The 22174-nt window shown below is 65.6% G+C and carries 25 protein-coding genes; 5 read left to right on the top strand and 20 right to left on the bottom strand.

What is annotated here, in order from left to right; all coding sequences use genetic code 11:
- Window position 1: 1 nt before the first annotated feature.
- The 14 genes from BT183_RS12175 to BT183_RS20960 form a co-directional block, all read right to left on the bottom strand.
- On the bottom strand, window positions 2–2995 hold the full coding sequence (locus tag BT183_RS12175) for a 2-oxoglutarate dehydrogenase E1 component (RefSeq protein ID WP_072343342.1): 2994 nt from the start codon (window positions 2993–2995) through the stop codon (window positions 2–4).
- A 139-nt stretch (window positions 2996–3134) separates the two neighbouring features.
- Window positions 3135–4040, bottom strand: a complete 906-nt coding sequence (gene sucD, locus BT183_RS12180) for a succinate--CoA ligase subunit alpha (protein WP_072343345.1) — start codon at window positions 4038–4040, stop codon at window positions 3135–3137.
- Between the two features lie 48 nt (window positions 4041–4088).
- Entirely contained in the window at window positions 4089–4745 is a 657-nt protein-coding gene (locus tag BT183_RS12185) for a hypothetical protein (RefSeq protein WP_072343348.1), read from the bottom strand.
- Window positions 4745–5944 (bottom strand): ADP-forming succinate--CoA ligase subunit beta, encoded by a 1200-nt coding sequence (gene sucC, locus BT183_RS12190; RefSeq protein WP_072343351.1) that lies wholly within the window; start codon window positions 5942–5944, stop codon window positions 4745–4747. The genes BT183_RS12185 and sucC overlap by 1 nt, the downstream gene beginning before the upstream one ends.
- 180 nt (window positions 5945–6124) lie before the next feature.
- Window positions 6125–7087 (bottom strand): malate dehydrogenase, encoded by a 963-nt coding sequence (gene mdh, locus BT183_RS12195; RefSeq protein ID WP_072343354.1) that lies wholly within the window; start codon window positions 7085–7087, stop codon window positions 6125–6127.
- A gap of 108 nt (window positions 7088–7195) precedes the next feature.
- The gene (zapE, locus tag BT183_RS12200; RefSeq protein ID WP_072343357.1) at window positions 7196–8347 is read right to left on the bottom strand and encodes a cell division protein ZapE; all 1152 of its coding nucleotides are present in this window, start codon (window positions 8345–8347) and stop codon (window positions 7196–7198) included.
- A gap of 3 nt (window positions 8348–8350) precedes the next feature.
- Complete coding sequence (locus BT183_RS12205; RefSeq protein WP_072343360.1) at window positions 8351–9130, bottom strand: AprI/Inh family metalloprotease inhibitor; 780 nt, start codon at window positions 9128–9130, stop codon at window positions 8351–8353.
- 161 nt (window positions 9131–9291) lie between these two features.
- Window positions 9292–9537, bottom strand: a complete 246-nt coding sequence (locus BT183_RS12210; protein ID WP_072343362.1) for a hypothetical protein — start codon at window positions 9535–9537, stop codon at window positions 9292–9294.
- Between the two features lie 11 nt (window positions 9538–9548).
- Window positions 9549–10331, bottom strand: a complete 783-nt coding sequence (locus BT183_RS12215; protein WP_072343365.1) for a succinate dehydrogenase iron-sulfur subunit — start codon at window positions 10329–10331, stop codon at window positions 9549–9551.
- 16 nt (window positions 10332–10347) lie between these two features.
- The gene (locus BT183_RS12220) at window positions 10348–10644 is read right to left on the bottom strand and encodes a hypothetical protein (protein ID WP_143145779.1); all 297 of its coding nucleotides are present in this window, start codon (window positions 10642–10644) and stop codon (window positions 10348–10350) included.
- Window positions 10645–10791: 147 nt separating this feature from the next.
- A complete protein-coding gene (gene sdhA, locus BT183_RS12225; RefSeq protein WP_072343371.1) occupies window positions 10792–12600 on the bottom strand; it encodes a succinate dehydrogenase flavoprotein subunit in 1809 nt (602 codons plus the stop codon).
- A 7-nt stretch (window positions 12601–12607) separates the two neighbouring features.
- The gene (sdhD, locus tag BT183_RS12230) at window positions 12608–13000 is read right to left on the bottom strand and encodes a succinate dehydrogenase, hydrophobic membrane anchor protein (protein WP_072343373.1); all 393 of its coding nucleotides are present in this window, start codon (window positions 12998–13000) and stop codon (window positions 12608–12610) included.
- Between the two features lies 1 nt (window position 13001).
- Complete coding sequence (gene sdhC, locus BT183_RS12235) at window positions 13002–13388, bottom strand: succinate dehydrogenase, cytochrome b556 subunit (protein ID WP_072343375.1); 387 nt, start codon at window positions 13386–13388, stop codon at window positions 13002–13004.
- A gap of 118 nt (window positions 13389–13506) precedes the next feature.
- Window positions 13507–13722: a hypothetical protein gene (locus BT183_RS20960; protein ID WP_143145780.1), complete on the bottom strand. Its 216-nt coding sequence runs from the start codon at window positions 13720–13722 to the stop codon at window positions 13507–13509.
- A gap of 205 nt (window positions 13723–13927) precedes the next feature.
- Between BT183_RS20960 and BT183_RS12245 the strand changes: the two genes are divergently transcribed.
- On the top strand, window positions 13928–14563 hold the full coding sequence (locus BT183_RS12245) for an NUDIX domain-containing protein (RefSeq protein ID WP_072343380.1): 636 nt from the start codon (window positions 13928–13930) through the stop codon (window positions 14561–14563).
- Here BT183_RS12245 and BT183_RS12250 read toward each other — a convergent pair.
- Window positions 14547–14756, bottom strand: a complete 210-nt coding sequence (locus tag BT183_RS12250) for a DUF1737 domain-containing protein (RefSeq protein ID WP_072343383.1) — start codon at window positions 14754–14756, stop codon at window positions 14547–14549. The genes BT183_RS12245 and BT183_RS12250 overlap by 17 nt on opposite strands.
- A 67-nt stretch (window positions 14757–14823) precedes the next feature.
- On the opposite strand from BT183_RS12250, the gene BT183_RS12255 reads away from it, so the two are divergent.
- Window positions 14824–15501 (top strand): carbonic anhydrase, encoded by a 678-nt coding sequence (locus BT183_RS12255; RefSeq protein ID WP_072343385.1) that lies wholly within the window; start codon window positions 14824–14826, stop codon window positions 15499–15501.
- A 175-nt stretch (window positions 15502–15676) separates the two neighbouring features.
- Window positions 15677–16015 carry an EF-hand domain-containing protein gene (locus BT183_RS12260; RefSeq protein ID WP_072343387.1) on the top strand — a complete coding sequence of 113 codons (339 nt, stop codon included), beginning with the start codon at window positions 15677–15679 and terminating at the stop codon, window positions 16013–16015.
- 75 nt (window positions 16016–16090) lie between these two features.
- On the opposite strand, the gene BT183_RS12265 is transcribed toward BT183_RS12260, so the two are convergent.
- Together BT183_RS12265 and BT183_RS12270 are read right to left on the bottom strand one after the other, a co-directional pair.
- Window positions 16091–17128 carry an aspartate-semialdehyde dehydrogenase gene (locus tag BT183_RS12265; protein WP_072344709.1) on the bottom strand — a complete coding sequence of 346 codons (1038 nt, stop codon included), beginning with the start codon at window positions 17126–17128 and terminating at the stop codon, window positions 16091–16093.
- Window positions 17129–17466: 338 nt separating this feature from the next.
- A complete protein-coding gene (locus BT183_RS12270) occupies window positions 17467–18042 on the bottom strand; it encodes an acyloxyacyl hydrolase (protein ID WP_143145781.1) in 576 nt (191 codons plus the stop codon).
- 228 nt (window positions 18043–18270) lie between these two features.
- Here BT183_RS12270 and BT183_RS12275 point away from each other — a divergent pair, with 228 nt between their 5' ends.
- Window positions 18271–19461, top strand: a complete 1191-nt coding sequence (locus BT183_RS12275; RefSeq protein WP_072343392.1) for a BaiN/RdsA family NAD(P)/FAD-dependent oxidoreductase — start codon at window positions 18271–18273, stop codon at window positions 19459–19461.
- A gap of 18 nt (window positions 19462–19479) precedes the next feature.
- Here the strand turns inward: BT183_RS12275 and BT183_RS12280 are convergent, their stop codons facing one another.
- Window positions 19480–19839: a glyoxalase superfamily protein gene (locus tag BT183_RS12280; RefSeq protein ID WP_072343394.1), complete on the bottom strand. Its 360-nt coding sequence runs from the start codon at window positions 19837–19839 to the stop codon at window positions 19480–19482.
- Window positions 19839–20411 (bottom strand): acyloxyacyl hydrolase, encoded by a 573-nt coding sequence (locus BT183_RS20770; protein WP_072343397.1) that lies wholly within the window; start codon window positions 20409–20411, stop codon window positions 19839–19841. The genes BT183_RS12280 and BT183_RS20770 overlap by 1 nt, the downstream gene beginning before the upstream one ends.
- Before the next feature lie 216 nt (window positions 20412–20627).
- On the opposite strand from BT183_RS20770, the gene BT183_RS12290 reads away from it, so the two are divergent.
- Window positions 20628–21647, top strand: a complete 1020-nt coding sequence (locus BT183_RS12290) for an LLM class flavin-dependent oxidoreductase (protein WP_072343399.1) — start codon at window positions 20628–20630, stop codon at window positions 21645–21647.
- Between the two features lie 54 nt (window positions 21648–21701).
- On the opposite strand, the gene BT183_RS12295 is transcribed toward BT183_RS12290, so the two are convergent.
- Window positions 21702–22019, bottom strand: a complete 318-nt coding sequence (locus BT183_RS12295) for a hypothetical protein (protein ID WP_143145783.1) — start codon at window positions 22017–22019, stop codon at window positions 21702–21704.
- Window positions 22020–22174 lie beyond the last annotated feature (155 nt).

Below are 22174 nucleotides of genomic sequence, written 5' to 3' on the forward strand. Positions count from 1 at the left end.
CTTACTGCGCAAACGCTTCGTCGAGGAAGGTCTGCAATTGCTGCAAATGGGTGCGCATGAGCCCGGTGGCAGGTGATGCCGCGGCCGGCCGGCCGACATAATGGAGCCGCTCGCCGCCGCGACCCATCTGGTCCATCACCCAGTCGACATAGGGCTGCACGAAAGCCCAGGCGCCCATATTCTTGGGCTCTTCCTGGCACCAGAAAATCTCGGCGCCGGGGAAACGGTTGAGCTCGTCGAGCAGCGCCTTGGCCGGGAAGGGATAGAGCTGCTCGACGCGCAGCAGATAGACATCGTCGATGCCCTTCTTCTCGCGGTCCTCGAGCAGGTCGTAATAGACCTTGCCGGTGCACAGCACGACGCGGCGGATCTTCTCGTCGGCGGCGAGCTTGATGGTGGTCTTGGGCGCGCCCGGGGCTTCGGCATCGTCCCAGAGCAGGCGATGGAAGCAGGAGTCCGGGCCCAGTTCGACGAGGCCGGAGACCGCACGCTTGTGGCGCAGGAGGCTCTTGGGCGTGAACAGCACGAGCGGCTTGCGGAAGTCGCGATTGAGCTGCCGGCGCAGGATGTGGAAGTAGTTGGCCGGCGTCGTGCAGTTGGCGACCTGCATGTTGTCTTCGGCGCAGGACTGCAGGAAGCGCTCGGGGCGCGCCGAGGAATGCTCGGGGCCCTGACCCTCATAGCCATGGGGCAGGAGCATCACTAGGCCCGACATGCGGAACCACTTGCGCTCGCCCGAGGAGATGAACTGGTCGATGACCACCTGGGCGCCGTTGACGAAGTCGCCGAACTGGGCTTCCCACAGCGTCAGCGCGCGCGGCTCGGCGAGCGAATAGCCATATTCGAAGCCCAGCACCGCCTCTTCCGAGAGCATCGAATTGATGACCTCGTAACGCGCCTGGCCTTCGGACAGGCTGTTGAGCGGCACATAGGTCTCGTCGGTCTGCTGGTCGTAGAGCACCGAATGGCGCTGGCTGAAGGTGCCGCGCTCCACATCCTGCCCCGAAAGACGCACCGGGGCGCCCTGCTCGAGCAGCGAACCGAAGGCCAGCGCCTCGGCCGTGGCCCAGTCGATGCCCTCGCCGGACTCGATCGCCGCGAGGCGATTGTCCATGAAGCGCTTGACGGTGCGGTGGATGTTGAACCCCTCGGGCACGCGCGAAAGCCGGGTGCCGAGGCTCACCAGATCCTCGATGGGCAGGCCCGTCTGGCCGCGACGCGGACCATCAAGCTCAGCGGTCTTGATGTCCTTCCAGACGCCATCGAGCCAGTCGGCCTTGTTGGGGCGGAAGTTCTGGCCGGCCTCGAACTCGGCCTCGAGATGGGCGCGCCAGTCGGCCTTCATCTGGTCGATCTCGGCCTGGGTCAAAAGGCCTTCGGCCATCAGCCGCTCCGAATAGAGCTCCAGCGTCGACTTGTGCGAGCGGATCTTGGAGTACATCAGGGGCTGGGTGAAGCTGGGCTCGTCGCCCTCATTGTGCCCGAAGCGGCGGTAGCAGATCATGTCGATCACCACCGGCCGGCCGAAGCGCTGACGGAATTCGGTGGCCACCTTGGCCACGAACACCACCGCTTCCGGATCGTCGCCATTGACGTGGAACACCGGCGCCTCGATCATCTTGGCGACATCGGTGGGGTAGGGCGAGGAGCGCGAATAGATCGGCGAGGTGGTAAAGCCGATCTGGTTGTTGATCACGAAATGGATCGACCCGCCGGTCCGGTGTCCCTTGAGGCCCGAAAGGCCGAGGCATTCGGCCACGACGCCCTGGCCGGCAAAGGCCGCATCGCCATGGATGAGCAGCGGCAGCACCACCGAACGGTCGGTCTGGCGCGTATCGAAGATGAAGCGGCCATCGACCGAGGAGCGCTGGTCCTGCTTGGCGCGCGCCTTGCCCAGCACCACGGGATCGACGATCTCGAGATGGGAGGGGTTGGCGGTGAGCGACAGGTGCACTTCGTTGTCGTCGAAGCTCCGGTCGGCCGAGGCGCCCAGGTGGTATTTGACGTCGCCCGAACCCTCGACTTCCTCGGGGTAGAAGGCGCCGCCCTTGAATTCGTGGAAGAGCGCGCGGTGCGGCTTGGCCAGCACCTGGGTCAGAACGTTGAGGCGGCCGCGATGGGCCATGCCCAGGACGATGTCCTTAACCCCCAGCGCGCCGCCGCGCTTGATGATCTGCTCGAGGGCCGGAATGAGCGATTCACCGCCATCGAGGCCGAAACGCTTGGTGCCGGTATATTTGACGTCGATGAACTTCTCGAAGCCCTCGGCCTCGACGAGCTTGTTGAGGATGGCCTTCTTGCCCTCGGGGGTGAAGGAGATTTCCTTGTCCGGCCCCTCGATCCGCTCCTGCAGCCACTGCTTGGCCTCGGGATCGGAGATGTGCATGAATTCCACGCCCACCGTGCCGCAATAGGTGCGCTGCAGGATGGTGAGCATCTCGGGCAGGGTCGCGTATTCGAGCCCGAGATAGTTGTCGATGAAGATCTTGCGGTCGTAATCGGCTTCCGAAAAGCCGTAGCTGCGCGGATCGAGCTCGGAGGCCGGCTCCTCCTTGCGCAGCTTCAGCGGATCGAGATCGGCATGCAGGTGCCCGCGCATGCGGAAGGCGCGGATCATCATGATGGCGCGGATCGAGTCGCGGGTGGCGCGCAACACGTCGACCGGATCGGGAGCGGGGGCCTTCTCGGCGGCGGCCTTCTTGACCAGCGCCTTTTCGGCCTTCACGGCGATTTCGCCCCAATTGCCGTCGAGCGCGGCGACGAGGTCGCCACCGGCGGCCTGCGGCCAGTCGCGCCGCTGCCAGGACGGGCCCTCGGCATTGGCCTTCGCATCAGCCCCGGTATCGGACAGCCCCTCGAAGAACTGGGCCCAGGTCGGGTCGATGCTCTTGGGGTCGGCTTTGAACCGCGCATAGAGATCCTCGATATAGGCGGCATTGCCGCCATAGAGGAAGGAAGTGCGCAAGAACGCGTCGTTCTGGTCCTGTCGTGTCATGGTCCTGCCGGGGGTCGCCCACCCCGCGTCCTTCTTTATGCGCCGGCTCGTGAACTCGCCGGCAGGGCGGCACTGTCGCCGCCTCGGGTTAGAATGTCGTCAATGACCACGGTGATTGCAACCGCGATCGGCCCGGCTCTCAGCCCTTGAGGACTTCGGCGAGCGTTGCACCTATCCGCGCCGGAGATGGCGAAACCTTGATGCCGGCCGCTTCCATCGCCGCAATCTTGTCGGCAGCCCCGCCCTTGCCGCCCGAAATGACCGCGCCGGCATGGCCCATGGTGCGGCCCGGAGGCGCGGTGACGCCGGCAATGAAGCCCGCCATCGGCTTCTTGCGGCCCTTCTTTGCCTCGTCGATGAGGAACTGCGCCGCGTCCTCCTCGGCCGAGCCGCCGATCTCGCCGATCATGATGATCGACTTGGTGGCCTCGTCGGCGAGGAACATTTCGAGCATGTCGATGAATTCGGTGCCTTTGACCGGGTCGCCGCCGATGCCGACCGCGGTGGTCTGGCCAAGGCCGACATTGGTGGTCTGGAACACCGCCTCATAGGTCAGCGTGCCCGAGCGCGAGACGATGCCCACCGAGCCCTTCGAGAAGATCGAGCCCGGCATGATGCCGATCTTGCATTCCTCGGGCGTCAGCACGCCGGGGCAGTTGGGGCCGATGAGGCGCGACTTGCTTTTTTCGAGCTTGGCCTTGACCCGCACCATGTCGAGCACCGGCACGCCTTCGGTGATGCAGACGATGAGCGGAATTTCCGCATCGATGGCTTCCTCGATGGCGGCGGCGGCGCCTGCGGGGGGCACGTAGATCACCGAGGCATTGGCGCCGGTGCGCGCCTTGCCCTCGGCGACCGAGGCGAAGATCGGCAGTTCGGTGCCGTCAAGGCCCGACTGCCAGGTCTCGCCGCCCTTCTTGGGGTGGGTGCCCCCGACCATCTGGGTGCCGTAATAGGCCAGCGCCTGTTCGGTATGGAACGTGCCGGTCTTGCCGGTCAGACCCTGTACGAGGACCTTGGTGTCTTTGTTGACGAGAATGGACATGGGCTGGCTCGCTTGGGCTGGAGGCTTTGGGGCTGGAGGCGGGTGCCTTCAGCAATAGGGTTCGGGAACCGGCTCGCCTTCGGCAAGCGCGGTGGTCGTGAAGTTGAGCGCGATGCCGGTCATGGGAACCTGCGCAGTCAGCGGGCTGCCCTCGGCGATGTAGCTCAGATAGGTGTCGCCGGTCATCGGCATCGGGCAGGGCGGGCCCCAGATGACGCTTGTGGCGCCTTCACCCTCGCGCGTGGCGCTGATCGGATTGCCGATGAGCGCGGTGACGGGGGCCGGGTCGAGCGGGGAGGTGGCATCGAAATTATAGAGATAGCACCCGGTCTGGATCCAGGGATCGTCGGGATCGCTGATCACCGCGGAGGTGGTGCTGACCACGAGGAAATGCGGCAGGCCCTCGATGGATTTGGCGTGGACGGTATAGGCGAAGGTCGCCTCGAGCTCGGGGTCGAGCGCCGCCGCCTCGCCCACCGCCATCACGGCGGCGAGTTCGGGATGGGCGTCTGCGGTGGTCGGGGTCCAGCCGGCATCGCGGGCGGCATCGAGGCTCGTCTGGTAGCCGAGGCGGCCCGGAACGCAGGCCTGCTCGAATTCCGCCACGAAGGCCAGGTCATAGGCGGACGGGGCCGGCTGGGCGGCAGCGGGCATGGCGGCAAGAGCCGCCAGAAGGCCAACCGCGCCTGCCCCGCCCCATTGCATCAGCCCTGGCTCCCCACCGCCTTGACGATCTTCTGGGCCGCATCGTCGAGATCATCGGCCGAGATGACGTTGAGGCCCGACTGGTCGAGAATGGCCTTGCCTTCCTTGACGCGGGTGCCTTCGAGGCGAACCACCAGCGGCACGGTGAGCCCGACTTCCTTGACCGCGGCGATGACGCCCTCGGCAATGACGTCGCAGCGCATGATGCCGCCGAAGATGTTGACGAGGATGCCTTTGACGTTGGGGTCGGCGGTGATGATCTTGAACGCCGCGGTGACCTTCTCCTTGGAGGCGCCGCCGCCCACATCGAGGAAGTTCGCCGGCTCGGCGCCATAGAGCTTGATGATGTCCATGGTCGCCATGGCAAGGCCGGCGCCATTGACCATGCAGCCGATATTGCCTTCGAGCGCGACATAGGCGAGGTCGTATTTGGACGCCTCGATCTCCTTGTCGTCCTCTTCGGACATGTCGCGCAGCGGCTTCAATTCCTCGTGGCGGAAGCCGGCATTGTTGTCGAAGCTGACCTTGGCATCGAGAACGCGCAGATGCCCGTCCGTGAGCACGATCAGCGGGTTCACCTCGAGAAGGCTCATGTCCTTGTCGGTGAAGGCCTTGTAGAGGGCCGGGAACAGCGACTTGGCGTCCTCGGCGGCAGCGCCCTCGAGCTTGAGCGCCGCATTGATGGCGGCGATATCGGCGGCGGTGACGCCGGCTGTCGGGTCGATGGCGACCGTGATGATCTTTTCAGGCGTATGCTCGGCCACCGCCTCGATATCCATGCCGCCTTCGGTGGAGACGACGAAGGAGACGCGGCCGGTGCCGCGATCGACCAGGAGCGAGCAGTAGAGCTCGCGGGCGATATCGGCGCCGTCCTCGATATAAAGGCGGTTGACCTGCTTGCCGGCCGGGCCGGTCTGCTTGGTCACGAGCGTGTTGCCCAGCATCTCGCGGGCCGCAGCCACGACATCCTCAACTGAGCGGGCAAGGCGCACGCCGCCCTTGGCATCGGGACCCAGTTCCTTGAACTTGCCCTTGCCACGGCCGCCGGCATGGATCTGGCTCTTGACCACATAGAGCGGGCCGGGAAGTGAGCGGGCGGCAGCCTCGGCCTCGTCGGCCGAGAAGATGGCGACGCCGGCCGCGACGGGCGCGCCATAATCCTTGAGCAGCGCCTTGGCCTGGTGTTCGTGGATGTTCATTTGACCGTCTCCCGACGCGAAGTGTTCAAGGGCCCCTCACCGGGATCGCGATGCGATCCGACCTCTCCTTTTGGAAAGAGAGGCGGGGCTGGAGGCGCGATCCGGTTCCCCCTGCGCCCCTCCTTGGAAGGAGAGGCCGACGCGCCGCGTCGGGTGAGGGGGCCGTACGCGCCCTGGGTGTTACGCCAGCTTGGGCGCGATCTTCTTGCAGGCTTCGACCAGCCCGTGCACCGAGGCGACGGATTTGTCGAAAGCCTTCTGCTCGGCGCCGTTGAGCGCGATCTCGACGATCTTTTCGGCCCCGTTGGCGCCGATCACCACCGGCACGCCGACATAGGTGTCCTTGACGCCATATTCGCCCGAAAGATAGGCGGCGGCGGGCAGCACGCGCTTCTTGTCCTTGAGATAGCTCTCGGCCATGGCGATGGCGGAGGCGGCCGGGGCATAGAAGGCCGAACCGGTCTTGAGCAGCCCGACGATCTCGGCGCCGCCATCACGGGTGCGCTGGATGATCTGCTCGAGCTTTTCCTTGCTCATCCAACCCATCTTGACGAGGTCGGTGAGCGGAATGCCGGCGACGGTGGAGTAGCGGGCCAAGGGCACCATGGTGTCGCCATGGCCGCCGAGCACGAAGGCCGAGACGTCTTCGACCGAGACCTTGAGCTCGTCGGCGATGAAGTGGCGGAAACGCGCCGAATCCAGCACGCCCGCCATGCCGATGACGCGGCTCGCCGGCAGGCCCGAGAACTTCTGCAGCGCCCAGACCATGGCATCGAGCGGGTTGGTGATGCAGATGACGAAGGCGTTGGGGGCGTATTTGGCGATGCCGGCGCCCACCTGCTCCATCACCTTGAGGTTGATCTCGAGCAGGTCATCGCGGCTCATGCCGGGCTTGCGCGGCACGCCGGCGGTGACGATCACCACGTCGGCGCCTTCGATGTCCTTGTATTCGGAGGTGCCCTTGATGGTGGAGTTGAAGCCATCGACCGGGCCCGACTGCGACAGGTCGAGCGCCTTGCCCTGCGGCACGCCATCGACGATGTCGAACAGAACAACGTCGCCGAGTTCCTTGAGCGCAACCAGATGCGCCAGAGTGCCCCCGATCTGCCCCGCTCCGATGAGTGCGATCTTCTTGCGCGCCATGAGCCGTCGTCCCGTCACATAGTGTGGAAATTGCGGCCCCTCATAATGCCAAGACATGACCTGCGCAAGTCAGCCGTAGGGCTTAGTGTCGCAGGGGGCGTTCGGGCCTCAGGATGCTGCGGCGGGCTCGGCCGGGCTCTCGGCGGTGACGGCATCACGACGCGGCGCTTCGAGATAGGTTTCTGACTGCATTTCGAGGAGCCGGGACAGGGTGCGGGCAAATTCGAACTGCGTGTCGCGGTCGGCGCCCAGCGCTTCGAGCGGAGTGGCAAAGCTGGCGGCGAGCTTGATGCCCATGTCGTAGAGCGTATCGACGAGCAGGATGAAGCGCTTGGCAGCGTTCGAGCGGGTGCGGTCGAACTGCGGCACATCGTCGATCACCAGCGCGTCGAAGCGCTCGGCGAGGCGGATATAGTCGCGCGCCCCGAGCGGGGTTTCGCACAGCGCCGAAAACGGAAACCGCGCCACCCCGAGGGCCGCTTCGGGCACGGGGATCTTGCGGCCCAACGATTCCACCGTGGTGGGCGCGCTGTCCGCACCGCCGGTGAAGGCCTGCCAGAGCCGGTCCATCGCCGCCCGCGCTTCCGGGCCCCTGCCGATATGGAACACGGCGCGGCCGGCAAATTTGAGCCGGCGGTAGTCGGTCTCGCCATCGAGCGTCATGACGCTGACATGGGCTTCGAGCAGGCCGATAAAGGGCAAAAAGAGCTGGCGGTTGAGCCCGTTGCGGTAGAGCTCGCGCGGCAGGACGTTGGAGGTGGTGACGAGCACGACGCCGCCGGCAAAGAGCTGCTCGAACAGCCGTCCCAGGATCATCGCATTGGTGATGTCGGTGACCTGGAATTCATCGAGGCAGAGGAGTCGCGTGCGGGCGAGAATGCCTTTGACCACATGGGCGATGGGGTCGGCCTTGCCATCCTTGCCGCGCGGGGTGGCGCGGAAGGCGGCGATTTCGGCATGCACCTCATCCATGAAATGATGGAAATGCACGCGCCGCACGCGCTTTTCACGCGTATGGGCAACGAAGAGATCCATTAGGAGCGTCTTGCCGCGCCCCACATCGCCGACGAGATAGGCGCCCCTGACCGGGTCTTTCGAGCCCAGGGAAAAGCCGAACAGCATTCTGCCCGGCGCCGAAAGCCCCGCCTCGATACTGTCGAGAAGGCGCGCGGCCTCGGCCTGTTTTGGATCGGGCGTCAGCACGCCATCGGCGACAAGGCGCGCAAGCGCCGAGCCTACGGGACCCTCCGGGGAGGCCACCGGTCAGCCGACCATCGAGATGCCCTGGCCGCCCGAGAGCACGCCGATGAAGCGGTTGCCCGACAGCATCAGCTGAGCGACGATGTCGTTGTTTTCATCGAACAGCTGCACTTGGTTGCCGGCCAGCTGCCAGGACGCGACGACCTTGAGGCCGGGCATGGTGCAGCCCGGGCTCGAGGCCCGATAGCGGCTGGTGCCCGATTTCGCGGTCTGCGTCAGGTTCAGCCGGCACTGGTCGGGGCCTGAAACGATGGTCCAGCCACCAAGGAGCTTGGCGACGGTGAGGCCGCCCGAAAGGTCGCGCGCCCCGGTATTGGGCATGCTGCCCACCGCATCAAGCGTAACGAAGGAGGGATCGGCGCTCGCCACGCCCGGTGCCGGCGCGAGCGGATCGCCCATCGGCGGATAGACCACCGGCGCGCCCGGGTTGGGGAGGCTCGAGATCGTGGGCTGGCCATAGACCGGCTGGCCGCCCGCCACCTGCGGCGGATATTGCTGCGGATAGGCCTGCGGGTTCTGCGGGAATTGCTGGCCATAGACCGGCGTGCCGATGGCGCCCTGCTGCATGGGTTGGCCAAGCGGCGCCTGCGTCACCTGCCCATCCGGCCCGATGGGCGGAAGGCTGGCGGTGGCCACGGCCGAATCGATGACCGGCATTGCCGGCTCGGGCGCCATGTTATGGGCCGTCACCGCACCCGAACCGGTGCTGCTGCAGGCCGAAAGCGTGACCGCCGCAACGAGGAGGGTCGCGAGCGCTGCGCTGTTGCGCGCCAGTCTGGTCATGCACTGCTCCACAAAGGACTAGGGTCCGCCGCCACCGCAACTTGGCCTCGCACTCGGATTTCGCATATAGCGCGAAGCGTCCGTGTCGTTCAACCGGCCAATGATGCGCCTGCCGCCCCGAAACAGACGGGGCTCGTGGCCTTTTGGTCCGATCAATGTGGCTAAGTTACGACTCCGCCCGTTTCCGGGCCGCCCATGTCCGCAATGAGATCGGCCAGCAGCAGCCGCGCGTCGCTCGCCTCGGCGTCTGGCACGGCGATCGCGATGCCCCTCGGACCGTAGACGCCCGGCAGGCCGGGCAGCCCGTTCTCGCCGCCTTCAAGGGGATGAAAACCATGCGCCTTGAGCGCCGTGATCAGCACGCGGGCCTGCGAGGGATCTGCGATCTCGGCGACGGTTTCGTACATGCTGCCAGGCCTCAGGCGGCCTTGCGCTCGATCATCATCTTCTTGATCTCGGCAATGGCCTTGGCCGGGTTGAGGCCCTTGGGGCAGGCCTTCGAGCAGTTCATGATGGTGTGGCAGCGATAGAGCTTGAAGGGGTCTTCAAGATTGTCGAGCCGCTCGGACGTGGTCTGGTCGCGGCTGTCGATCAGCCAGCGATAGGCCTGCAGCAGAACGGCAGGGCCGAGATATTTCTCGCCATTCCACCAATAGGAGGGGCAGGAGGTGGAGCAGCAGGCGCACAGGATGCACTCATAGAGCCCGTCGAGCTTCTCGCGATCGGCGCGCGACTGCAGCCATTCCTTGTCCGGGGCGGCATCGGTGGTCTTGAGCCAGGGCTCGACCGACCGGTGCTGGGCGTAGAAGGTGGAGAGATCGGGCACCAGATCCTTGATCACCGGCATGTGCGGCAGCGGATAGATCGCGATGGTGCCCGAAATCTCGGACATGCCCTTGGTGCAGGCGAGCGTGTTGAGCCCGTCGATATTCATCGAGCACGACCCGCAGATGCCCTCGCGGCACGAACGGCGCAGCGTGAGCGTGGGGTCGACCTTGTTCTTGATCCACAAGAGCCCGTCGAGCACCATCGGTCCGCAATCGTCGAGATCGACGAAATAGGTATCGGTGCGCGGATTGTCACCGGTATCGGGATCGTAGCGGTAGATCTTGAACTCGCGCAGCCGCGTGGCGCCGGCCGGTTTCGGCCAGGTCTTGCCCGTGCGGATCTGCGAATTCTTGGGAAGCCTCAACTCGACCATGGCCCGACCTACCTTCTCAATAACCCGGCTTGCAGACGCGGTTGCTCTCGGCGACGTAGCCGTTCCACCGCTTCTGGATATCGGCGGGCGCATTGCCCGCGCCCTTCATGCCGGCGATCACATAACCCATCATGCGCTCATCGACGAGCGTCATCGCCGCATCGGCCTTGCAGCCACACAAGGCCGCGTCGCCGCTGATGCCCATGCAGACGGAGTAGAATTCCGCCTTCTGCGCCGCGGTGGGGGCAGCAACGGCAGCCAATGGCCACAGGGCGACGCCAGCAATCAGCGAAACGGGTAGCGCGTGTTTCATCGCTGATCTTCCGGACTTGCAGGCGGTGCGGCGGCCAGCGGCGTTGCCTTGGCGGCCTGCGCCTCTTTTGCACGGGAAAGCCTTGCAGCCTCCATCCGGCGGAGCTCCGCTTCGTATTCCTCGCACATCTGGCACATCGGGATCTCCCTAGTAGACGCGCGCCTTGGGCGCGATCTTCTTGAGGGGGATGCCGCCTTCGGCTTCCGGGGTCAGCGGATCGACATGCACGGGGCGGTAGTCGAGGCGCACGCGGCCGTCATCGTCGACCCAGGCGAGGGTATGCTTGCGCCAGTTGACGTCGTCGCGATCGGGGAAGTCCTCATGGGCGTGGGCGCCACGGCTTTCCTTGCGCGCCTCCGCCGAAACCACAGTGGTGATCGCCGAAGCCATCAGGTTCTCGAGCTCGAGGGTTTCCACGAGGTCGGAGTTCCAGATCAGCGAGCGGTCATGCACCTTGAGGTCCTTGAGGCCCGGATAGAGCGCGCTCATGCGCTCGACGCCCGACTTGAGGCTTTCGGCGGTGCGGAACACGGCCGCATCCTCCTGCATGCTGCGCTGCATGGTCTCGCGCAGCTCGGCGGTCGGCACCGAGCCATTGGCGTGGCGCAGCCGGTCGAAGCGGGCGAGGATGCGCTCGTCGGCGAGGCGGTTGACGGAGGGGATCCTCGCCTTGCGGTCGAGCACCTTGCCGGCGCGAAGGGCTGCGGCGCGCCCGAAGACCACGAGGTCGGTCAGCGAATTCGAGCCCAGGCGGTTGGCGCCGTGCACCGAGGCGCAGGCAGCTTCGCCCACGGCCATCAGGCCCGGCACGGTCGCATCGGGGCCACCGCGGGCAGGGTCGATGACCTCGCCATGATAGTTCGCGGGGATGCCGCCCATATTGTAGTGCACGGTGGGCAGCACCGGGATGGGCTCGCGGGTGAGGTCGACGCCGGCGAAGATCTTGGCCGATTCCGAGATGCCCGGCAGACGCTCATGCAGCACCTTGGGATCGAGATGGTCGAGATGGAGGAAGATGTGGTCCTTCTTGGGGCCCACGCCGCGGCCTTCGCGGATCTCGAGCGTCATGCAGCGCGAAACCACGTCGCGGCTCGCCAGATCCTTGGCGTTTGGCGCATACCGCTCCATGAAGCGCTCGCCCTCGGAATTGACGAGATAGCCGCCTTCGCCACGCGCGCCCTCGGTGATGAGGCAGCCGGCCCCGTAGATGCCGGTGGGGTGGAACTGCACGAATTCCATGTCCTGCAAGGGCAGGCCGGCGCGCGCCACCATTCCGTTGCCGTCGCCGGTGCAGGTATGGGCCGAGGTCGCCGAGAAATAGGCGCGTCCATAGCCGCCCGTCGCCAGCACCACGAGCTTGGCGCGGAACCGGTGCAGCGTGCCATCGTCGAGCTTCCAGGCGATGATGCCCTGGCAGGCGCCGTCATCGCCCATGATCAGGTCGATGGCGAAATATTCGATGAAGAACTGGGCGTTGTGCCGCAGCGACTGGCCATAGAGCGTGTGGAGGATGGCGTGGCCGGTGCGGTCGGCGGCCGCGCAGGTGCGCTGCACCGGCGGCCCGTCTCCGAATTCGGTCATGTGCCCGCCAAAGGGCCGCTGGTAGATGCGTCCGTCTTCGGTGCGCGAAAACGGCACGCCGTAATGCTCGAGCTCGTAGACGGCGGCGGGCGCCTCGCGCGCCAGATATTCCATCGCGTCGTTGTCGCCCAGCCAGTCCGACCCCTTGACGGTGTCGTACATGTGCCACTGCCAGCTGTCGGGCCCCATGTTCTTGAGCGAGGCGGCGATGCCGCCCTGGGCCGCGACGGTGTGGCTGCGGGTGGGGAACACCTTGGTGACGCAGGCGGTATTGAACCCCTGTTCGGCCATGCCGAGCGTCGCGCGAAGGCCGGCGCCACCGGCGCCGACGACCACCACATCGAATTCATGGTCGATGAGTTCGTAACTTGCCATGCTCAGACTAACCCCAGAACACCAGCTTGAGCACGCAGAGGGCGCCGAGCGCGCCGACCACGACGCTGAACAGCGTGGTGAGTGTCATCAAGAGAGTGTAGGTGCTGCCCGCAAAATAATCCTCGAGCACGTCGCGCATGCCGTTGCGGATGTGGATCGCGACGTTGACGATGAGCAGGGCCAGAGGCAGGCCGATCCATGGCGTGCCGATGAGCGCGACCGCGCCCGCCCGGTCGGCGCCGGCAAGGCGCACGACCACGAACAGCAGCAGCAGCAGGAAGACGATGTTGATCGCCCCCGTCACGCGCTGGGTCATGAAATGTCGCGTCGACGCCTTGGCCGCGCCATAGCGGGTGCGCGGATCGGCGATGGTGTCCTTGGTGATCAACTGTTCGCGCATCTCAGCCTACCCACACGAATACGAGCCAGATGACGAGGGTGATCACCACCGAGCCGACAAGCGTCGCCCAGGCGATGGCCTCGCGGCGGCCGGGCTCCATCATGGCGCCGGTATCCCAGATGAAATGACGGATGCCGCCCAGCATGTGGTGGGTGAGGCTCCATGTGAAGCCAAAGAGCACAAGCTGCCCGAACCAGCTGCCGAAGAGGCCGTTGACGGCGCCGAACATCGGGTCGCCGGCGGCTGCCGCCACGAGCCAGAGGACCAGCAGCACGAAGCCCGCCGCATTGGCGATGCCCGTCGCGCGATGCACGATCGACATGGCCATGGTGATGGTCCAGCGATAGACCTGCAGGTGAGGAGAAAGGGGACGGGGTCGAGCCGACATGAGGCCTCGCGAGCCGAGCGGGGAGCGCCTTGGCTCCGCGCCAGTTTGGAAAGGTTCGAGACTTCTAGCGATGCCGGACCGGCGCGTCAAAGGCAGAAAGGTCGCGCGGAGGTAAACTTTAGGCCAGAATATGGCGATCCGGCGATGCCGTCGGCGGCGTATCGTCGGGACGACCAGCAGCGCTCGTTGCAAGAAGCGAGAGCCCGACCAGGAGCCCGATGACCCGGTGGCGCATTTCGGGCGCCCCGATTTCTTTTGCCACAGTCTCTGTCGCCGGGGGGATCGGCGCGGGGGCCGTGCCCCCGCTGCCGGTGCGACAGGGCGCAAGGGTCATGGCCGGGGCATTCCTCATCGCAATCCCATCCATGATCGGCCTCCGTCGTCCATGCGGTCTGCCAAGGAGGGCTGCCGCTGTCTGGGACCGTTTTGGCAGAGTGCGGGTTGACCCCGGCTGAAGGCAGGATTCACACCCGGTTCATCTGGTGCCCGGCATCCCGCCATGGCATGGGTCTGTCGCGAAAACCCAGGGGCGCAGCGCCATGACCAGTTCTGATTTTGGGGACAAGACGCGCGACGGGGTAACCATCATCGCCCATGCCGAGGTCTTTGTGGGCTGGGGCCGGATCACCAGCACCACCATCGATCTTGCGACGGGCGATGGCGCCACGGTCCGGCAGGTGCGCGAGATCTATGACCATGGCCATGCCGCCTGCGTGCTGCCCTATGACAGGGCAAGCGGCTGCGTGATGCTGGTGCGCCAGTTCCGGCTGCCGCCGCATCTGTGCGGTGATGAGGGCTGGCTGCTCGAGGTGCCGGCGGGACTTCTGGATGCCGATGCGCCAGAAGCCGCCGCCCGCCGCGAGGCGGCCGAGGAGACCGGGCTCGCTCTGGGGCCGATGCGCCTTGCGTTCGCGACCTATCCGAGCCCTGGCTCGCTGACCGAGAAGGTCAGCTGCTATATCGCGCCCTACACCGCCGCCGATCGCATCGGGCCGGGCGGGGGGCTGGCCGAGGAAACCGAGGCGATCGAAGTGGTGGAAATGGCCTTTGCCGAGGCGATGACGATGATCGCCCATGGCCGCATCATCGATGCCAAGACCATCCTGCTGCTCCAGCACCTGGCGCTTTCGGGCGAGATGACCGGGACGAGCGCCGGGTTCAGCGATAGTCGATGAGCTTCTTGTCCGGGTCGTAGGGCTGGTCGGCGACCACCCGCGTCACCGCCTGCCCGCAGCGCATTTTCTTTGAGGTGGGGTCATAGGCATAGGTGGGCGAGCCCTGCAGCACCCAGCCTTCCGACAGGGCCTTGGTCACCTTATGGCAGAAGGCCGAATCATCGTCGCCGGTCAGGAACCTGTAAATCTGCATGTCCGCTCTGCTTGTCGCGCCGAAGGGAGGAGTTGAAGTTTTGCTGCTCTGGCACTAATCGAGAGCCATGCACAGCTTCCCGACGCGCCTTCTCTCCGGTTACCGCACCTTCATGGCGGGCGTCTACCGGAACCGCAACGAGCAATATCGCGAACTGGCTGCCTCCGGCCAGAAGCCGACGACCATGGTCATCGCCTGCTGCGACAGCCGGGCGGCGCCCGAGACGATCTTCGATTGCGGCCCCGGCGAGCTGTTCGTGCTGCGCAACGTCGCCAATCTCGTGCCGCCCTATGCGCCCGATGGCGGCCAGCACGGCACGTCGGCGGCGATCGAGTTCGCCGTCAAGGGACTGGGCATTACGGATGTGGTGATCATGGGCCATGGCCGGTGCGGGGGCATCCATGCCGCCCTCACCAGCCCCGATCCGCTCGATGAAGGCGACTTCATCGGCAAGTGGATGAGCCTTCTGGGTCCGGTGGCCGAGGAGGTGAGCCGCTACAGCTTCCTCACCACCGCCGAACGGCAGACCCTGCTCGAGCGCCATTCGATCCGCAATTCTATCGCCAATCTCAGGACGTTTCCCTATGTGCGGGCGCTCGAGGCGCAGGGCGCGCTCAAGGTGCATGGCGCCTGGTTCGATATTTCGACCGGCGAGCTCTGGGTGATGGATAGCGAGAGCGGCGATTTCACCCGCCCCAGCCCCGAGCCCGAAGATCGGTCGCTCGTTCACGACCACGAGACCTGATCACTTCGGCGGAACCCTTTGCTGTTCCCAAAAAGCGCCGCCTTCAGCGATCACATTGTTTCGACTGCATAATTTCGCGCGCTCCTGGAACTTAGGTGGCGCTGTCGCTGTTTCCTCCCTGCGACTGTGAGACAGGCATTCCCTGTCTTTTAAGCAACAGAGAAAGGAAACAAAAATGAAGAAGATTCTCGGCTCCGTCGCCGCTATCGGACTTCTCGCTGGTCTGGCCGCCCCGGCCTATGCCCAGATGGCCACGACCGCCCCGGCGCCCGCCGCCGACACGATGACCTTCGCCGGTGCTGACACCAATGGCGATGGCATGATCTCGCTCGAAGAAGCTGAGGCCGCTGCGCCCGGCATCGCGCCTGATTTCTTCACCCAGGCTGACGCCAATGCGGACGGCAATCTCGATGAGACCGAGTTCGAGGCGTTCCTCGCCCTCGCCACGGGGTCTGCCGAGGCGCCGACCACCAACGAAAGCCGCGAATCGACCCCGAGCAACACCTCGAACTGATCGGTTCGCTGAGCCTGAACGAAAGGCCGCCCTCACGGGCGGCCTTTTTTGTCTGCGCAGAATGAGGGATGGCGATCAGGCGGCGCGCTTGATCAGCCCGCGTTCGATCAGCGTCTCGGCGATCTGGATGGCGTTGAGTGCCGCGCCCTTGCGCAGATTATCGCTGACCACCCACAGGGCGAGGCCGTTTTCCACCGTCACATCCTCACGGATGCGGGAGACGAAGGTGTTGTAGTCACCTACGCATTCGACCGGCGTGATGTAGCCACCGGGCTCGCGCTTGTCGACGACCATGATGCCGGGCGCCTCGCGCAGCGCATCGCGGGCCTCGTCGGGGCTGATCGGGTTTTCGAATTCGAGGTTGATGGCCTCCGAATGCCCCACAAAGACCGGCACGCGCACCGCCGTCGCCGTCACCTTGATCTTGGGATCGAGGATCTTCTTGGTCTCGGCCAGCATCTTCCACTCTTCCTTGGTGTAGCCATCCTCCATGAACACATCGATATGGGGGATGACGTTGAAGGCGATCTGCTTGGGGAACTTCCTGGGGCTGGGCTTGTCGGTAACGAACATGCCCTTGGTCTGGTCGTAGAGCTCGTCGATGCCTTCCTTGCCGGCGCCCGAGACCGACTGGTAGGTCGAGACCACGACGCGCTTGATGGTCGCCAGATCATGCAGGGGCTTCAATGCCACCACCATCTGGGCGGTGGAGCAATTGGGGTTGGCGATGATGTTGCGGCGGTTGGCCTGCGCCATATAGGCGTCGAGCACATGGCCGTTCACTTCCGGCACGATGAGCGGAACATCGGAATGGTAGCGCCAGTAGCTCGAATTATCGATCACCATGCAGCCGGTTTCACCGATGCGGGTGGCGTATTCCTTCGAGACCGTCGAGCCGGCGCTCATCAGGGCGAAATCGACGCCTGAAAAATCGAAATCGGCGAGGTTGCGGCACTTGAGGCGCCTGTCGCCGAAGCTCACCTCCTGCCCGGTCGAGCGCGAGGAGGCCAGTGCGATGACTTCGCTGGCGGGAAACTTGCGCTCATCCAGAATGTTGAGCATTTCACGCCCGACATTGCCGGTGGCACCGACGACGGCGACACGATAGCCCATGGGATGTTCCTTTTTGCCTTGTTGCCCCGCGCGGACCTTTGAGGTCCCCGGCCACATGGCTTGAGCCGCTCCCCGGCAGGGGCACGGCCCGGGGATCGGCTAGCGGGTTTTGGCGGTGGTTTTGACCGGAAGCGGCGGGACGAACGCAAGCCCGGTCCGGATGGCGATCCGGATGCCCTGGGCAGTGTTCGAGAACGATCCCGTGGCCATGAGGGGCCCTTTCCGCATCGACGATGGCGTTTCTAGCGGTTTCCGCCCGCGTGTCAATGCAGCGCGTGGCAATGCCTCTGCCTCAAAGGCCGCTCGAAGGTCCGGTGTCCCTCGTCAGGCGCGTCGTCTCAGAACTTGTAGCCGATGCGGACGCCCAGGGAGTTGAGCCCCGAATTTTCCGGATTACAGAGCCAGGCATGGCTCGAATGCTCGACCGTCAGCATCGCCGTCCAGTCGTCCCCGATATCGGCGCCGATGCTGCCCTGGAAATAGCCGGTGACGTGGCAGCCCAGATTGCGGTAGCCGGGCGGGGCATCATGGGTATAGCCGCTGATGGCGGCGAGCCCGAGGCCGCCTTCGACCCAGAACGGTGTGTCAAAGATCGGCAGATGCCAGTTGAGCCCGGCATGCACCATCTGCTCGCGGCCCTTGAGATTGAGCGTGCCCCCGACGGCGGGGCGCGGCGAGCCGAGCCAGTAGAGCGCATCGATATCCGGGGTGCGCCACAGGATCTCGAAGCTGACATCCTCGAGCTGGCCGGTCTCGAAGGGGTTGAGCAGCGATTCGCTCGTGGCTTCGAGCCCGTGGAACATCGGGCCGACGCGGATTTCCGAGAGGCCGAAATCCTGCCCGAAATCCTGTGCCAGGGCGGGGGTGGCGCAAACCATGAGGGCTCCGACCAGCGCTGCCGATGTCCTGACCATGATCGTCACCCCTTATGCCTTAATATGCCCGGCGGATATCACCCGAGCCCATGGTGCGGTTCAAGCGCAAATTCGGCAAGGCTCTCATGTGGCTTGCCGATGCGACGCTTTTGCCATAGCCCAGCATGAGCCTAGGCGGTTCTGGTGAACGAACCCTCAGCGCGGATGGTAAATGCGGCCCCCGACCGGGGCGCGTCGCCGCGACGGACAGGCAGGATACGGGATCGCATGGACAAGCACGAAGTCATCATCATCGGAGCCGGCGCTGCCGGCCTCATGGCCGGGATCCGGGCCGGGCGGCGCGGTCGCCGGGTGCTGGTGCTCGACCACGCCCGCGATCCGGGCGAAAAGATCCGCATCTCCGGGGGCGGGCGCTGCAACTTCACCAATGTCAACGCCACGGGCAAGCTCGGGCGCGACCGGTTCCTGTCGCAGAACCCGCGTTTCGCGCTCTCGGCCCTGTCGCGCTTCACCCCCGCCGATTTCATTGCCATGGTCGACCGGCGCGGCATCGCCTGGCACGAAAAGGCGCTGGGCCAGCTCTTCTGTGATGGCTCGGCCACCCAGATCGTCGGCATGCTGGTCGAGGATCTGCGTGCCGCAGGCGGCGCGCTCCGGCTCTCGACGCCCATCGAGGCGGTGGAGCGCGCGGGCGAGGGCTTTCTCGTGCGGACCGGCGCGGGCGTGCTGGCGACCGACCGGCTGATCATCGCCACCGGCGGCAAGTCGATCCCCAAGATGGGCGCGACGGGCTTTGCCTATCGCCTCGCCGAACAGTTCGGCCTGGCCGTCACCGAAACGCGGCCGGCCCTCGTGCCCTTGACCTTCGAGCCCGGCGCCCTCGCAAGGCTGTCGCCGCTCGCCGGGGTTTCCACCGAGGCGCGGGTGAGCCATGGCAAGACCGGCTTCACCGAGGCGCTGCTCTTTACCCATCGTGGGCTCTCGGGCCCGGCGATCCTGCAGATTTCATCCTATTGGCGCGAGGGCGAGGCGATCGGCGTCGACCTCATGCCCGACGGCAACGGGCTCGATCGCTTGAAGGCCGCGAGGCGCGATACGCCGCGCCTCGCCATCCAGACCGTGCTCAGCGCCTTCCTGCCCAAGCGGCTGGCCCAGCTCGTGGGCGAAGATCTCGAAATGCCCGGCATGGTGGGCGATTTTTCCGACAAGAAGCTGATGGCGGTGATGGAGCGGGTCAACCGCTGGTCGCTGAAGCCCGTCGGAACCGAGGGCTATCGCACCGCCGAGGTGACCCTTGGCGGCATCAACACCGACGGGCTCGATGCCCGGACGATGGAAGCCAAGGGCGTGCCGGGGCTCCATTTCATCGGCGAGGCTGTCGATGTGACCGGCTGGCTTGGCGGCTACAACTTCCAGTGGGCCTGGGCCTCGGGCTTTGTCGCCGGCGAGGCGGCTTAGGTCTTTGTCGGCCGGGGTTCAGCGGGAAAAGAAGGTGATGCAGTTGCTCGCAGGGTCGGTGACCGTCACTTCGAGCCCACCCCATTCGGGCCGTTCGAGCCCGGGCCGGTTGCTGGCATAGCGCTTTTCGAGGAGCTCGCGATGGAGAGCCTCGACCCCCTCGATCTCGACCCGGATATGGGAGCCGGGGGTCGCATCGCCATGATGCTCGGACAGGTGCAGGACGAGGCCGTTGCGGCTCACCTGCATGTAGAGCGGGGCCTCGGGCGCGAAGCGATGCTCCCAGTCGAGGCTCATGCCCAGAAAGCCGAGATAGAACTCGCGTGCCTTGGCCGCATCGAAACTGCGCAGGATCGGCACGGTGCCGATATGGCGCATCAGAACTTCATGCCGAAGCGGACGCCCAGATTGGTGAGGCCGCGATTTTCCTCGCCGCAGAGATAGGCGTGCGAGGCATGCTCGAGGGTGAGCATCACGCTTGCTTCCTGGGTGACCTGGTAGCCGAGGCTGGCGCTTTCGCGGAAGAGGAAGGGGCAGCCCAGATTGCGCGCCGGATAGATCGCGCCGGTCTCGGCGCCATTGCTCAGTGCCGCGCCGAAGGTGCCTTCGACAAAGAGCGGGGTATCGAAGACGTGCCAGGTCCAGGAGAGGCCGCCATAGACCATGCTTTCGAGCCCGCCCAGATTGATCGTCGCGCCCAGATGCGGGCGGGGCGAGCCGATCACGCTCCAGATATCGCCCTGCAGCGGCGTGAAGAGCAGCTCGACATTGGCATCCTGGATGCGCGTCACGTTCCAGAAGGCATCGTCGGGGCCCGGCTCGTCGACGCTGTGCGCGAAGAGCCCGCCCCGGATCTCGTCGATTGGCAGGGCCTGAGCCTGCACCGCCAGCGGCATCGCAAGCGCGAAAAGGGCCGCGATGGCCGTCTGGACGAGGATACGCATGATCATGACACTGCCCCTGAGCTCGAGCGATCAAAGCCCCGGCCGTGGCGGTCTGTCAATCGCAGCCGATCCCAAGGGTGAATTCCGCTGCCATTGCGTCACCTGCGCGCAACGACCACCCGTAACGCCAGACTACCGGCCAGCAGCTTTTAGCGCGCCGGAGGTTGTCTTTCATCGTCGAGTGCCGATATAGCGAGGGTCATACTGGTCTGGAGCCTGCCCATGTCCGTCGCCCTTTCGGTCCTCGATCTCGCGCCCATTGCGGAGGGCGTTTCCACGCCCGAAGCGCTGAGGGAGACCGCGCGGCTCGCGCAGACAGCCGAGGCGCTGGGCTATACCCGCGTCTGGTATGCCGAGCATCACGGCATGCCGTCGATCGGTTCGGCGGCGCCCGAGCTCCTCATCGCCAATTCGGCGGCCGCCACCTCGACGATCCGGGTGGGGTCGGGCGGCATCATGCTGCTCAACCATCAGCCGCTGCGCATCGTCGAAGCGTTCCGCACCCTCGAGGCGCTGCATCCCGGGCGCATCGATCTGGGACTGGGGCGGGCGCCGGGGGGTGACCGGCTCGCCATGCAGGCGCTGCGCACCGGCGGGGGCGAGGAGTTTTCGGCCTATTTCGCCGAGATGATCGCCTTTGACGAGGAAGGCTTTCCGCCCGACCATCCGTTCTCGCGGCTTCTCGCCTCGCCCGGCGGGGTCAGCCTGCCGCCCATCCATCTTTTGGGATCATCGGGATCGAGCGCCCATGCGGCCGGCCAGATGGGGCTGGGCTATGCCTTTGCGGCGCATTTTTCGGCAACGCCCGGCGGACCGGCGATTGCAGCCTATCGGCGGGGTTTCGAGGCCAGCCGGCAGCTGAAGGCGCCGCACGCCATCGTCTGCCTCTCGGTGATCTGCGCGGAAACCGATGAGGAGGCCGAGTTCCTGGCCGGCTCGCAGGCCCTGAGCTGGGCGCTCTTCCATTCGGGCCAGATCCGCAAGCTGGTCTCGCCCGAAGAGGCGGCCGCCCATCCTTATACCGAGCGCGAAAAGGCCATCATCGCCAACCAGCGGCCGCTCTGGATCATCGGCGGGCCGCAGACGGTCAAGGCCGAGATCGAGGCCAAGCTGGCAGAGACCGGCGCCGACGAGGTGATGATCACGACGACGCTGCACTCTTATGCCAAGCGCCGCCGGTCGTATGAACTGGTCGCCGAGGCCTTCGGGCTCGAAGCGCGCGCCCCCGCGCTGGCGGCCTGATCGGCCGTCGCTTTTTGCCGCGGGTGAGGCAGTATCGGCTTTACCCGGAACGCCTCAGTTGAGGCTCTTGCGGTCGACGATCTCGCAGCCTTCGGGCGCCTGACCGCCGACCTTGAGGGCCAGCTGCTGGCGTTCGAGTTCGGCCAGCCAGGCCGACCACGAGCAGGGGCTCATGCCATCGTCGAGGCTGGGGGCCTGCTGGGGCCGCACCGGCAGGGATCCGAAACGCAGCGCCAGCTTGGCGCGCACGGCCCCGGTATGGTCGGGCACCCGCCGGATCGCCGGCAAACCCCGGCGTGCCGTCACCCAGGCCTGAATGTCGCCGGGCCGCGTCAGAACTCTGTGCTTGTCCCCACCTCTTGCCTTGTCCATTTCATCCTCCCCTCAGAAGGCGCATTGAGCGCCAATATGAAAGCTAACGTTGATCTCCACAGGCCGTTCCGCGCGCCCATCGAAATCTTATGCCGCGACGACGCGCAGGCTCAGCCCTATCGAGAAGAGCTATGCCGCGCATCGAAGACATCTTG

The organism is Devosia enhydra (assembly GCF_900119845.1).
GTDB lineage: Bacteria > Pseudomonadota > Alphaproteobacteria > Rhizobiales > Devosiaceae > FPKU01.